The organism is Archangium sp. Cb G35 (assembly GCF_001896145.1).
In the GTDB taxonomy this organism is placed as follows: Bacteria; Myxococcota; Myxococcia; order Myxococcales; family Myxococcaceae; genus Archangium; species Archangium violaceum.
This window is the reverse complement of sequence record NZ_MPOI01000008.1, coordinates 569,924-583,569: the sequence shown is the minus strand read 5'-3', so window position 1 is coordinate 583,569 and position 13,646 is coordinate 569,924. Positions and strand designations below refer to the sequence as shown.

Annotated in this window: 7 protein-coding genes; all 7 read left to right on the top strand. The window is 69.9% G+C overall.

All coding sequences use genetic code 11. The features are described 5' to 3' along the window. Positions 1-555: 555 nt before the first annotated feature. Positions 556-2,103 carry a PAS domain-containing sensor histidine kinase gene (locus BO221_RS26325; protein ID WP_073563234.1) on the top strand — a complete coding sequence of 516 codons (1,548 nt, stop codon included), beginning with the start codon at positions 556-558 and terminating at the stop codon, positions 2,101-2,103. A 166-nt stretch (positions 2,104-2,269) separates the two neighbouring features. Next, positions 2,270-6,295, top strand: a complete 4,026-nt coding sequence (locus BO221_RS26320) for an ELWxxDGT repeat protein (RefSeq protein ID WP_143195683.1) — start codon at positions 2,270-2,272, stop codon at positions 6,293-6,295. A 51-nt stretch (positions 6,296-6,346) separates the two neighbouring features. Next, positions 6,347-7,483: an AAA family ATPase gene (locus BO221_RS26315; protein ID WP_073563233.1), complete on the top strand. Its 1,137-nt coding sequence runs from the start codon at positions 6,347-6,349 to the stop codon at positions 7,481-7,483. Between the two features lie 10 nt (positions 7,484-7,493). Beyond that, positions 7,494-9,806, top strand: coding sequence for a DUF5682 family protein (locus BO221_RS26310; RefSeq protein ID WP_073563290.1), 2,313 nt, complete (start codon positions 7,494-7,496; stop codon positions 9,804-9,806). Next, complete coding sequence (locus BO221_RS26305; RefSeq protein ID WP_073563232.1) at positions 9,803-10,927, top strand: VWA domain-containing protein; 1,125 nt, start codon at positions 9,803-9,805, stop codon at positions 10,925-10,927. Before BO221_RS26310 ends, BO221_RS26305 begins: the two co-directional genes overlap by 4 nt. Next, positions 10,924-12,957: a hypothetical protein gene (locus BO221_RS26300; RefSeq protein WP_073563231.1), complete on the top strand. Its 2,034-nt coding sequence runs from the start codon at positions 10,924-10,926 to the stop codon at positions 12,955-12,957. The genes BO221_RS26305 and BO221_RS26300 overlap by 4 nt, the downstream gene beginning before the upstream one ends. Positions 12,958-13,177: 220 nt before the next feature. Beyond that, complete coding sequence (locus BO221_RS26295; protein WP_073563230.1) at positions 13,178-13,627, top strand: hypothetical protein; 450 nt, start codon at positions 13,178-13,180, stop codon at positions 13,625-13,627. Positions 13,628-13,646 lie beyond the last annotated feature (19 nt).

The following is a 13,646-nucleotide window of genomic DNA, read 5'->3' as shown; positions in this document are numbered from 1 at the left end:
CCTCTCGCGCGGCAACCCGTGCTTGCGCATGAAGGCCGACTGCGTGCCTCCTTCCTCCTCCCAGGCTCGCACCACCTGCTCTGCTACCTCCGGTGTCCACCTCGGCCGCCGCGCTGCTTCCAACCACGCCGGCTCCGTCTTCGTCGTCGCTGTGCTCGTCGTCATCTCGCCGCGCACTCTGCGGCCCCTCATGCACCGACACTACCTGGGCTGGATCGGAGGCTTACGCATCAACCAGCTCTGACTGCCATTGTGTCAGATCGATTTCCCGTGCCATGTGGCGCTCCAGAATCCAGGCTATGGGTATTGAACTCCGGGAGGCACCCTCCTGAGAGGAGCCACCCTCCAGCGTCCTGCGGCCAACAGGACGCGCACGCCTCGCGATCTTTCTCCCGCCGCCCTGCTATACGGCCAGCGCCGCCAGCGCCATCCCCCCAATGCCCCCGGAGTCCCCGGTGGCGGGCGCTGCGACATGGTGCAGATGGCTCGCCCCTCTTCTCCAGCGCTGGTGCGTCCCGGGTGCCCTTCCGTTCCCCCTCCTCGCCAGGGGCGGCGATGAGCCACTCCACCAAGGCCCCCTGGGAGGATGAGGGTCAGCTCGTCCACCTGCTCGCCAGCCATACCGTCGAGGCGTTCTTCATGATGGACGCCCAGGGGCACCTCACCTACGTCAACCCCGCCGCCGAGCGGATGTTCGGCTGGAGCCGGCAGGAGATGCTCGGACAGGTCCTCCACGACCTCGTCCATCACCACCACCCCGATGGCAGGCCCTTCCCCATGGACGCCTGTCCCCTCGGGCTGGTGATGCGCGAGGGGCGGCCTGTCCAGGGCCACGAGGACCTCTTCATCCACCGCGATGGCTCGTTCATCCCCGTCTACTGCTCCAACGCTCCCATCCTCACCGAGGGACGCCTCATGGGCGCGGCGCTGGTGGTGCATGACATCTCCGCGCGCAAGCGCACCGAGGAGGACCGGGCCGATCAGGTGCGGCAGTTCCAGCTCCTGGCCGACACCCTTCCCCACCTCGCCTGGATGTCCCGGCCCGATGGCTCCTGTGAGTACGTCAACCGGCCCTGGTGCGTGTACACCGGCCTCTCGATGGAGGAGTCCCTCGGGGGCGGTTGGGCGCGCGCGATACACCCGGAGGACCTGCCGCGCATCCTGGCGCACTGGCAGCGGACGCGGGACACCCTCAACGGCCAAGAGGCCGAGCTCCGGCTGCGCCGGGCCAGCGATGGGGCCTGGCGGTGGTTCATCGCCCGAGCCCAACCCGCGCGCGCCTCGGACGGCACCCTCCTGCGGTGGATCGGCTCCTGTACCGACATCGACGAGCAACGGCGCGCCGGCCAGGAACGTCTGGAACTGCTGCGGCGCGTGCAGGCGGCCCATGCGGCGGCCGAGGAGGCCAACCGGCTCAAGGATGATTTCCTCGCCACCGTGTCCCACGAGCTGCGCACGCCGCTGACGGCGATACTCGGCTGGCTTCAAATCCTGCGCACCAGGACCCTGTCCGAGGAGAAGCGCGCCCGCGCCCTGGAGACGGTGGAGCGCAACGCCCGCGTCCAGGCCCAGGTCATCGAGGACCTGTTGGACATCTCGCGCATCATCACAGGCAAGCTCCACCTGGAGCCCGGGCCCCTGGACATGAGGAACGTGGTGGACGCGGCGCTCGAGTCCACGCGGCCGCTCGCCGACAGCAAAGGCGTGAAGCTGGAGCTGGAGACGGTCACGGAGCCCCTGCCCATGTGGGGCGACGCTGGACGGCTCCAGCAGGTGGTGTGGAACCTGCTGAGCAACGCCATCAAGTTCACCCCCCAGGGTGGCCTCGTCACCGTCCAACTGCGCTCACTGGACGGCTCGGTGGAGCTGCGGGTGACGGACACCGGCATGGGCATCTCCCCGGCCTTCCTGCCCCATCTCTTCGAGCGCTTCCGCCAGCAGGACAGCAGCAGCCGCCGGGCCCATGGCGGGCTCGGGTTGGGCCTGGCCATCGTGCACCACCTCGTCGAGCTGCACGGGGGCCAGGTCTCGGCGCACAGCCCGGGCATGGGCCTTGGCGCGAGCTTCGTCCTGCGCCTGCCCCGGAAGCACCAGTCTCCATGAGCCCCGGGCGGTGGGACTCCCGTCAGGTTCGCGGCGCCATCCCCGTTCTATAGAATCCGATTCTCACGGAGCGAAGCTGGATTTCACCCCCAGGGGCTTCCTGCGGGGGAGCCCCGCCCGTCAGGGTGAGGCCAGGCTTCGGCCAAGGGATGTCAGCGGAGACACGATGCGCACGGGATGGATGCTTCGAGCCTGGGGGGCGGTGCTGCTCGCTGGGGTGATGAGCTGTTCGGATGGGATGGACTCGGAGGACCCATCGGATGGGCCGCGTCGCACGGACGCACGGGCACAGAAGCTCGAATCGGCCTCTGGCGAGGTGGCTCGTGTCCTGGACTTCCGGCCCGGGGACCTGGGCTCCCAGCCCTCGTCGATCACCGCCGGCAACGGGGGCGTGATCTTCGCCGCCACGGACGACAGCACGGGCTCGGAGCCCTGGTGGAGTGATGGGACCGAGGCCGGCACGTTCCGGCTCAAGGACACCTACGCGGGTACCATTGGCTCCAATCCCCGTGCATTCACCCGGCTGAATGGTTCGGTCTTCTTCGTCAACAACTCCGGGCTGTGGAAGAGCGATGGCACGGCCGCGGGCACCGTCCTGGTCTACAGCATCCACCCCAGCATCGAGCCGCCCATGAGCACCCTGGTCGCGATGAACGGGAAGCTCTACTTCTCCGCCTTCGACTCCTCCTCCCGCGTGGAGGCCCTGTGGAAGAGCGATGGCACGGCCGCGGGAACCACCGTGGTCAAGTCGATCGGAACCTCCTATTCATCAGCCAGTCCCAAGTGGCTGACCGCCGTGAACAACACGCTCTTCTTCGCGATGGAAGATGCCACGACCGGCGAGGAACTGTGGAAGAGCGACGGCACGGCCTCGGGCACGGTGCGGGTGAAGGACATCCAGCCCGGCAGCTATGGCTCCAATCCCCGCAACTTCGTCCACGTGAACGGGGTGCTCTACTTCACCGCCGACGATGGCACGCGTGGCGAGGAAGTGTGGAGGAGTGACGGTACGGCCGCGGGCACGGTGATCGTGAAGGACCTCAATACGGGGGCGAGGTTCAGCTCGAAGCCGTCCAACCTCATGAACGTGAACGGGACACTCTTCTTCATGGCCGCGCCGGGCGGCCGCAGCGTGCTGTGGAAGAGCGACGGCACGGACGCGGGCACGGTCTATATCGCCGACATCGGGTATGTGGTGGGGACGGCCCCGTACTTCACCGCCATGGGCTCGTCGCTCTACTTCTCCATGTATTCCAGTACGGATGCGGGCTACGAGCTGTGGAAGAGTGACGGGACACCGGAAGGCACGGGGCGCGTCCGATTCTTCTCGGGCGGGGCCTTCTTCCCCGTCCTGGCCCACCTGACGGTCGTGAACGGGAGCCTCTATTTCGTGTTCAACGGGCCCAATGGCAGCGAGCTCTGGAAGAGCGACGGCACGACCGCGGGCACGGTCCTCGTCACCACCTTCCACCCCACGCCGAGGAACGCGGCGCCCACGTCGCTCGCCGCCCTGGACGGGATGCTCTACTTCTCCGCCAATGACGGAGTGAGTGGCGACGAGCTGTGGAAGAGCGATGGGACGGCCGCGGGCACGGTGCTCGTGCGGAACATCCAGACGCATGGCGCCAGCTCCGCGCCTGGCTTGTTCACGGACGTGGGGGGAACGCTCTTCCTGGTGGCCAACGATGGGCTCAACGGCGTCCAGCTCTACAAGAGCGATGGGACGGAGGCCGGCACGGGGGCCGTCAAGATCATGGCATCGCACGACCCCACGAGCCTCGTGGCCGCGGGGGGAGTGCTCTACTTCGGGGGGAGACTGGATTCCGGCGGCCGGGAGCTGTGGAGGAGTGACGGGACGGCTGCGGGCACGTTCCAGGTGAAGGACATCTATGGGGGCTCCACGGGCTCCGAACCCCAGAACATGCGGAGCGTGGGTGGGACGATCTACTTCTCGGCCGCCGACATCTATTCGGGCCGGGAGCTGTGGAAGAGCGATGGGACAGCCGCGGGCACGGTCCTGGTGAAGGACGTCTACGAGGGCGGTCGGGGCTCCGACCCCCTCGGCATCAGGGAAGCGGGGGGAACGATCTACTTCTGCGCCAACGACCCCACCACGGGCTTTGAGCTGTGGAAGACCGATGGGACAGCCGCGGGCACGGCCCTGGTGAAGGATCTCTATGCGGGCACCAGTTCCTCCATTCCCATCCTGGGGGAGTCGTGGAACGGAGCGCTCTACTTCACCACCAGCGCCGGCCCTTCCTCGACCGATCTGTGGAAGACCGATGGAACGGCGGAGGGCACGGTGAGGATGACGAATTTCTCCGCGGGCAACGTGAGCTTCGGACCGAGGGTCGTACTGGGAAGCAGGCTCTTCTTCTCGGCGAACAATGGCAGCACGGGCATGGAGCTGTGGTCGAGCGACGGGACACCCGCGGGCACGAGCCAATTCAAGGACATTCGCGCCGGTTCGGGGTCCTCCGGTCCGAGCCAGCTCACCGTGTGGAACGGGACGATCTATTTCGTGGCCGATGACGGCATTTCGGGCCAGGAGCTGTGGAAGACCGATGGGACGGTGGCCGGCACGGTGCTCGTGAAAGACATCCGGCCGGGCAGCACGGGCTCTTCGCCCAAGAACCTCACGCTGCTGAATGGGGTGCTGTATTTCTCGGCCGATGACGGCGTCCACGGCGTGGAGTTGTGGAAGAGCGATGGGACGGAGGCAGGCACGGAGCTCGTAACGGACCTGATGCCGGGCGCGGCCTCGTCGAGCCCGCAACCACTCGTCGTCTCCGGAGGCCAGCTCTATTTCGTGGCCGACGACTACGTCCATGGCAAGGAACTCTGGGTGCTGCCGAAGGTGACGCCCGACACCGTTCCGCCCGAGGTGACATGCCCCGAGCCCGTGAACGCGGAGGCCACGACAGCGTCCGGCACGTCGGTCCTCTTCCCCGAGGCGGAGGCAACGGACAACGACACCGCCGCTCCGAGTCTGAGCTATGAGCCGGCGCGCGGCAGCGTCTTCCCGATCGGAACGACAACGGTGACGGCCACGGCCACGGACACGGCGGGCAATTCCGCCTCGTGTGACTTCACGGTGACGGTGCGTGACACCACCGCGCCCACCCTGACATGCCCCGCGGATATGACAGTGGAGGCCACGAGTGCCTCGGGCGCCACGGTGGGCTACCCAGCGGCGAGCGCCTCGGATGCGGTGTCCTCCGCCACGGTGAATTACAGCCAGGCCTCCGGCACGGCCTTCTCGCTCGGCGCCACCACCGTCACGGCCACAGCCACGGATGGGGCAGGCAACTCGGCCTCGTGCAGCTTCACGGTGACGGTGCGTGACACCACTGCTCCCACCCTGACGTGCCCCGCGGACATGACGGTGGAGGCCACGAGCGCTTCGGGCGCGACAGTGGACTACCCGGCGGCGAGCGCCTCGGATGCTGTGTCCTCCGCCACGGTGAATTACAGCCAGGCCCCCGGCTCTGCCTTCTCGCTCGGCGCAACCACCGTCACAGCCACTGCCACGGATGGGGCAGGCAATTCGGCCTCATGCACCTTCACGGTGACGGTGCGCGACACCACCGCGCCCTCCCTGACCTGCCCGGCGGACATGACGGTGGAGGCCACGAGTACCTCTGGCGCCACGGTGGATTACCCGGCGGCGAGCGCTTCGGATGCGGTGTCCTCGGCTACGGTGAATTACAGCCACGCCTCCGGCACGGTCTTCTCGCTCGGAACGACAACGGTGACGGTGACGGCCACGGACACGGCGGACAATGCTGCCTCGTGCATCTTCACGGTGACGGTGCGTGACACCACCGTGCCCTCCCTGACGTGCCCCGCGGATGTGACGGTGGTGACCCTCGACCCGGCGGGTACGGACGTCTCCTATGAGATGGCCTCACCCACCGACAGCGGCTCCTCTGTCACGATGAGTTACAGCCACCCCTCGGGTAGCCGCTTCGTCCCAGGCATCACTCCGGTGTCCGTGACGGCCACCGACGCCTCGGGGAACGTGGCCCGGTGCGACTTCCAGGTCTCCGTGCAGTTGAACTCCGTATCAGTGCCAACTCCCGCCAGCGGGTGCGGCTGCTCTTCGGGCACGAGCGGGTCCACCTTCCTCGCATGGGGAGCACTCCTCCTGCTCGCCTGTCGCGCGACGGGCCGACGTTCGCGGCTCGAGTAGCAGGGAGAAGGGGCTGGCGCGTCCCGCCGCACTTGAGTACGAGTGCTCCCGATGGCGACGACCCGGAAGAAGAACACCGCCCCCACCCCGGCCGGCAGCGGTCCGGCGAAGGACGTCCAGCGGCCTCCCGCGGAGACCCTCCATTCGGAGGAACTCGAGAAGCTGCGTGCCCACGATGACGCGCCGAAGCCTCCGGGCTGGAGCATGTCCCTGCACGCGGTGCGCCGCTTCATCCTCGGAGACGAGTCGCTGGGCGTGCAGCGCAAGTTCGTGGGCAACCCGAGCCTCGTGGACCGGGCCATGGTGACGCTGGCCACCAACCGCGGACTGATGCTCGTGGGCGAGCCCGGCACCGCCAAGAGCCTCCTGTCCGAGCTGCTCGCCGCCGCCATCTCCGGCACCTCCACGCTGACCATCCAGGGCGGCGCGTCCGTCACGGAGGATCAGATCAAATACTCGTGGAACTACGCGCTCCTCGTCTCCGAGGGCCCCACGCCCCGCGCGCTCGTGCCCGCCCCGCTCTACACGGGCATGAAGGAGGGCAAGGTGGTGCGCTTCGAGGAGATCACCCGCTGCCCCCTCGAGGTGCAGGACTCGCTGCTCTCCATGCTGTCGGACCGGGTGCTCGCGGTGCCGGAGCTGCGGGACGAGGACGCCATGGTGTTCGCGCGGGACGGCTTCAACGTCATCGCCACCGCCAACACGCGCGACCGGGGCGTCAACGAGATGAGCGCGGCGCTCAAGCGGCGCTTCAACTTCGAGACGGTGTTCCCCATCGGCGACTTCAACACCGAGCTGTCCCTGGTGCGCAACGAGACGAAGCGGCTGCTGGAGCGCTCGGGCGTGCCGGTGACGCCCTCGGAGGACTTGCTGGAGGTGCTCGTCACCACGTTCCGCGAGTTGCGGGCCGGCGAGACGAGCGACGGCCAGGCGATGGAGCGGCTGACGGCGGTGCTCTCCACGGCGGAGGCCGTGTCGGTGGCCCACGCGGTGGGCGTGCGCGGCTACTACCTGCGTGGAGATGGAGGCTCGGCGGCGGACCTGGTGGAGACGCTGGCCGGCACCGCGGCGAAGGACAGCCCCGAGGACCTCAAGCGTCTGCGCGCGTACCTGGAGCAGCGGGTGGCTCGCCGCAATGGACCCCAATGGCGTGCCCTGTACGAGGCCCGCCACCTCCTGCCGGGCTGACACCGTGGGCATGCAGGGGACTCCGGGCCTCCATGTCGTCGGCGTGCGCCACCACAGCCCGGCGTGTGCCCGCGTCGTGGCGCATACGCTTCGCAAGGTGAAGCCCCGCCACGTGCTCATCGAGGGCCCGGCGGACATGAACGCCCGCCTGGACGAGCTGCTCCTGCCGCACGAGCTGCCGCTGGCCGTCTTCAGCAGCTACCGCGACGAGGAGCGGACCCATGCCTCGTGGACGCCCTTCTGCGCCTACTCGCCCGAGTGGGTGGCCCTGACGGAGGGCAAGGCGGCCGGAGCGCAGGTGCGCTTCATGGACCTGCCCGCCTGGGACAAGTCCTTCCACGGCGTGCGCAACCGCTACTCGGACGGCGAGCGCCGCACCGCCCGGCTCATCGAGACGCTCTGCCGCAAGCTGGGCCTGGAGGGGATGGATGCCCTCTGGGATCACCTCTTCGAGCAGCCGTGCGAGCTGGACACCCTGGCGGAGCGGCTGCGCGTCTACTTCGACTCGTTCCGCGCCGAGGAGGAGGCCACCGGGAGCGATCACCGGCGCGAGGCCTTCATGCTGGAGCACGTGGAGGCCGCGCTGGCGCTGGGAGATGGCCCCGTGGTGGTGGTGTGCGGTGGCTTCCACGCGCCCGTGCTCGCGCGGGCCACGAGGAAACCGGGCACCCCCTTCCCCGAGACGCCGAGTCACCCGTCCGCGCGCAGCTACCTCGTGCCGTACAGCTTCCGCCGCCTGGACTCCTTCACCGGCTACGAGTCCGGCATGCCCTCCCCCGCCTTCTACCAGGCGGTATGGGAGCTCGGCCCCGAGAAGGCCCCGGAGCACATGCTCCGCGCCGCCGTCACGCGATTGCGCGGCCGGGGACAGCACATCTCCTCGGCGGACCTCATCGCCGCCTCCGTCATGGCCGAGGGGCTCGGACGCCTGCGCGCCCACACGGCCCTGGCGCGCTCGGACCTGCTCGACGGAATGGCCGCCGCCCTGGTGAAGGACGCACTCGACGTGGCGCTGCCGTGGACGACGCGCGGTGTCCTCTCCCCGGACACGGATCCGCTCCTCGCCGAGGTGTTGCGCGCATTCTCGGGCGACCGCACGGGCCGGCTCAGCGACTCCACCCCGAGGCCCCCGCTGCTGGCCGACGTGGAGCGCGTCCTGACCGCGCATGATCTCCGGCCGCAGGGACGTGCCCGGAAGGTGGGCGTGGAGTTGCGCGAGCCCGCGCACCTGGAGCGCAGCCGCGCGCTGCACCGGCTGCGGGTGCTCGGCATCCCCGGCTTCACACGGGACGCGGGCCCCACCTTCCCCACCGAGCCCGTGCTCCAGGAGTCCTGGACGGTGGCACCCACGGAGGACTTCATCTCCTGGGTCATCGAGGCCTCGGGCTGGGGCCCCTCGCTGGAGGTGGCGGCCACCGGACGGCTCGAGGAGGCGCTCAGCACGGCGGGGCCGGACCTGGGCAGGCTCGCGCTGCTGCTCGCCGAGAGCCTCTTCATCGGCGCGAAGGGCCTGGCGCAACGCGTGCTCGAGTCCGTGGCCGCGCAGGCCCTGCACGAACCGGATCTCACCCGCCTGGGCCTGGCCCTGGAGCGGCTCCTCTCCGTCTGGCGATACGACGTGCTGCTCGGCGCTCAGGGCTCGGCCGAGGTGGGCACCGTCATCGCGGCGGCCTTCGATCGGGGACTCTGGTTGCTCGAACAGCTCGACGGGCCCGCTCTTCCCGCGGACGAGGGACACCTCCGTGCCGTGGCCGCGCTGCGCGACACGCTCCGCTTCGCGGGCCGGGCGCTCTCGCTCGACGAGACGCACGCCGCCGCCGTGTTCGAGCGCCGTCTGGCCGATCTCCGCGCCCCACCCGCCGTGCGAGGCGCCGCGCTCGGAGCGCTCTGGTCCCTGTCCCGCTTCTCCGACGAGGCCAGCGCCGAGGCCGCCGCCATCCGCGCGACCCGGGCCGCGGCACGTCCCGCCATCCTGGGTGACTTCCTGGCCGGCCTGTTCCGGCTCGCCCGGGAGCAGGTGGTGCGCGCACCTCCCGTCACCGCGGTGCTGGACGAGGTGCTCCGCGAGCTGCCCCAGGAGGACTTCCTCGTCGCCGTCCCGGCCCTGCGCCTGGCCTTCGGCTTCTTCCCGCCCCGGGAGAAGGAGGACATCGCCCGGTCGATCCTCACCCTGCACGGCAAGGATCCCGCGGGGGCGCGGACACTGCTCCGCCTCGAGGTGGACCCGGCGCTCGTCGCCGCGGGCACGGCGCTGGACGAGGAGATGGAGCAGGTGCTGGCCCGCTACGGACTGCTGCGGCCCCACGAGGGAGGTGCGCGATGACGATGGATCCCCTGGCGCGCTGGCGCCTCGTGCTCGGTGAAGCAGCAGAGGGAGCGCTCGGCAACAGCCTGGACGCCCAGGGCCGCGGCATGGACGCGGCGCTCGAGTGGCTGTACGGGCGCGAGGGAGACCTCGCCGACCGCGATGTCCGAGGACGCCAGGGAGGAACAGGCCCGTCCTCGCTCACCGTCCCGGATTGGATCAACGAGGTCCACAGCCTCTTCCCCAAGGAGACCATCGAGCGCCTCGAGCGCGATGCCGTCGAGCGCTACAAGATCGACGAGGTGGTGACGCGCGCCGACGTGCTCTCGCGCGTGGAGCCCAACGAGACGCTGCTGCGCGCCGTGCTGCGCACCAAGCACCTCATGAATCCCGAGGTGCTCGCGGTGGCCCGCCGCATCGTCGAGAAGGTGGTGCGCGACCTCATGGAGAAGCTGAGCAAGGAGGTGCGCCAGACCTTCTCGGGCGTGCTCGACCGGCGCCGCCGCTCGCCGCTGAAGGTGGCGCGCAACTTCGACTTCCGGCGCACGCTGCGCGAGAACCTGGACCGCTACTCCCCCACCGAGCGCAAGATCGCCATCGAGCACGCCTCGTTCTTCTCGCGCACCCGGAAGCACACCGAGCGCTGGCAGGTCATCCTCCTGGTGGATCAATCCGGCAGCATGACGTCGTCCGTCATCCACTCGGCCGTCACCGCGGCCTGTCTGTGGGGACTGCCCGGCATCCAGACGCACCTGGTGGCCTTCGACACCGCCGTGGTGGAGCTCACCCGCGAGGTGACGGATCCCGTGGAGCTGCTGATGAAGGTGCAGCTCGGAGGCGGCACGGACATCCAGAAGGCCGTGGCCTACGGTGCGGGGCTCATCGAGTCCCCCCGGCGGAGCATCGTCGTCCTCATCACGGACTTCTACGAGGGCGGCGGCCCCGAGCTGCTCGTGCGCCGCGTGAAGGATCTCTGCGCCCAGGGGACGAAGGTGCTGGGGCTCGCGGCGCTCGAACCGGACGCGACCCCCAACTACGACCGGGACCTGGCCCGGCGGCTGGTGGACGTGGGCGCCCACGTGGGAGCCATGACGCCCGGCCAGCTCGCGGCGTGGATCGCCGAGAAGGTGCGCGCATGAGCCGCCCGGATCTCCTCGCCCTCACCCCGCAGGCCATCGCGAGTGTGTCCAACCTGGGCCTGGTGAAGCGCGCCCAGAAGGAGATCGAGCAGGGCAAGGCTCCCCGGCTGGAGGAGCTGGCCGATGGCACGGTGGTGGGCACCTTCGAGGATGGCAACACGGCCCGGCTGCTCCCGGGCAAGAGCCTGAAGGACAGCCCCTGCTCGTGCAATTCCACCACCGTGTGCCGGCACCGCGTGGCCGTGGCACTCGCCTACCCGGCGTTCGCCAATGCCTCAAGCGCGGCGCCCGCCCCGGAGAAGGCCGCGGAGGCCGCACCGGAGCCGCCCTGGTCCCCGGGCTCGGTGGAGGACAAGGCCCTGGAGGAGCTGATCCCCCGCCGATCCCTGGAGCGCGCCGAGTCCCTCCGCCGGCGCGGTTACCTCGCCCAGGTGCGCCGGGGGACGTTCGTGGGCGAGGACATCCCCACCGTGTCGCTCGCCACGTGCACGGTGCGCTTCCTCGTGCCCCGGAACCTGGGTTACGCGCGCTGCGACTGCGCGGTGGGCACGGGCTGCGAGCACCTGCCGCTCGCCATCTGGGCCTTCCGCGCCGCCGACGCCAAGGACCCCGCGAGCCGTGAGCTCTCCGTCGAGGTGGCGAGCGAGCACGCCGCCTCGCACGAGGGCGGGCCGGCGATGGACGCGGCGAGCGATCTGGCCAGCTTCCTCCTGTTGGAGGGAGCCCAGCACGCCAGCACCGGGCTCGCGGGGCGCTTCGCGGTGGCGCGCTCGAGCCTCGCGGACGTGAAGATGGCCTGGCCGCTCGCGGCGCTCGATGAGCTGGAGGATCTGCTCGGGGCCTATGTGGCCCGAGGGGCCCGCTACACCCCGGCGAAACTCTCCGCCACCCTGGCGGAGCTGTTCGCCCGGCTGCGGGCCGCACGGACCTCGGGCGCCGTCCCGCCCCGCGCCGTGCTGGGCATGGACGAAGCCCCCGAGACGAAGCTCGACTACGTCCGGCTGGTGTCACTCGGGGCGCGGCTGTTCGCCGATGGCCGGGAACGCCGCGCGGAGCTGGTGCTCGCGGATCCGGCCAGCGCGAGCCTCCTCGTGGTGCGCCGGGCCTTCACCTACGCGGAGGATCAAACCCCCGAGGACGGCGCCGAGCTCGGACGCCGCCAGGGCGCTCCCGGTGCGACCCTCGAGACCCTCTCGCGGGGACAGGTGGTGACCTCGGGCGCCACGCGTCTGCCGGATCGCCTCGTGGTGTTCTCCACGCGCGGGCTGCAGCGCACCTCGGTGACGCCCCAGTCCGGGGACTGGAGCCTGCTGCCGGCGCCACTGCTCGTGAAGGACGTCTCCGCGCTGGAAGCCGCCCTGCGGGCCCGGCCTCCGCGTTTCCTGCGGCCACGGCAGCTCGCCGAGAACGTGCACGCCTTCGAGGTCTCCCGCGTGGTGGACGTGGCCTATTCACCGGGCGCCCAGTTGGTGCGCGCGGAACTGGAGGACGCGGGCGGACACGGCTTCCTCGTGGAGCTGTCCCACCGCCGCGTGGCCCCCGGGGCGCTGGACGCGCTCGCCGAGGGGCTGGGGGGAAAACGCGGGGCGCTTCGCTACCTCTCGGGTGAGGTGCGGAGGACGGCCCGGGGGCTCGTCGTCGAGCCGCTCGCGCTGTCCTGCGAGGGCACGGGGGTGGTGGTGCTCGACATGCAACCCGCCACCGCGACGGGGCCGCTGCGCACCGCCGGGGACAGGCCGCCCCTGGAGCCCCTCCCGGCGGCCCTGGCCGAGCTGGAAGGCTGCCTCGCGGACGCGGTGCACCAGGGCCTGCGCCACGTCGTCCCGGCCTGGGGCACCCGGCTCTCCGCGGTGGCCTCGCGAGTCCAGGAGCTCGGGATGAAGCGCCTGGCGGAGGACCTGGGAGCGCTCTCCAAGAAGCTGGACGCGGCCCGTGCCTCCGGCCTGCCCGGGGACGAGGCGGCGCTCGCGGCCGCCTGGGCCGATGCCTCCCTCCGCGTCACCGTGGGGCTCGAGCAGCTCGGGGCGTAGGCCATCTCCCCACTTGTCAGGAATCAAACAGTCTGATGAGTGTGGAAAGTTTCAATTGAAAATCTCAAATTTCAAGGTACCTTGCATCCCACGAAAGCACCGGCAAACCCACACGGGCCGTGCACGTGGGAGCCGTTGGCATTCGGGAGGGTAACCACGGGCAGATCTCTCTTCGTGTCGTTACATGGCTCAACCTGTTGCATCCCACGGAGGTGTTCCGATGAACGACGAGCACAAGCCGGAGTCCACATACGGGGATGAGTGGTTCGCGCTCGAGGACGGGCTCACGGGTTCGCGCCGGAACGTGCTGGGGGCCACCTACGTCCCCCTCCGCGCCTCCGTGCCATCCGTTGCCCCCGCCAGGAAGGAAGCGGCACGGCCCGCGGCCCTGGCGCGGCACCCAGGGCAGCCGGAGCTGTTGCTGGAGGCCCGGCGGCTCTTCGATGCCATGGGCGTGCACCTGCCCCAGCGCATCAACGCCGAGGAGTTGGGTGATGCGTTGGAGGTGCTCCAGCAGATGGTGAGGGCGGGACAGCCGAAGTGGAGGATCCAGATGAGGATCCTCTCCACCCTCTTCTGGGTCAGCGCCCACACGGCGCAGGACGGCGTCCACTCGCTCATCGGGACGGAGACGGCGAGCACCGGCAACAACGGGCAGGGCCACGAGTAGCACCCGGGCCCCGGGCGGG

What these genes read in the sequence shown, in the direction of transcription:
- BO221_RS26325 (WP_073563234.1), top strand. Translation starts at nt 556, where the DNA reads ATGAGCCACTCCACCAAGGCCCCCTGGGAGGATGAGGGTCAGCTCGTC.
- BO221_RS26320 (WP_143195683.1), top strand. Translation starts at nt 2,270, where the DNA reads ATGCGCACGGGATGGATGCTTCGAGCCTGGGGGGCGGTGCTGCTCGCT.
- BO221_RS26315 (WP_073563233.1), top strand. Translation starts at nt 6,347, where the DNA reads ATGGCGACGACCCGGAAGAAGAACACCGCCCCCACCCCGGCCGGCAGC.
- BO221_RS26310 (WP_073563290.1), top strand. Translation starts at nt 7,494, where the DNA reads ATGCAGGGGACTCCGGGCCTCCATGTCGTCGGCGTGCGCCACCACAGC.
- BO221_RS26305 (WP_073563232.1), top strand. Translation starts at nt 9,803, where the DNA reads ATGACGATGGATCCCCTGGCGCGCTGGCGCCTCGTGCTCGGTGAAGCA.
- BO221_RS26300 (WP_073563231.1), top strand. Translation starts at nt 10,924, where the DNA reads ATGAGCCGCCCGGATCTCCTCGCCCTCACCCCGCAGGCCATCGCGAGT.
- BO221_RS26295 (WP_073563230.1), top strand. Translation starts at nt 13,178, where the DNA reads ATGAACGACGAGCACAAGCCGGAGTCCACATACGGGGATGAGTGGTTC.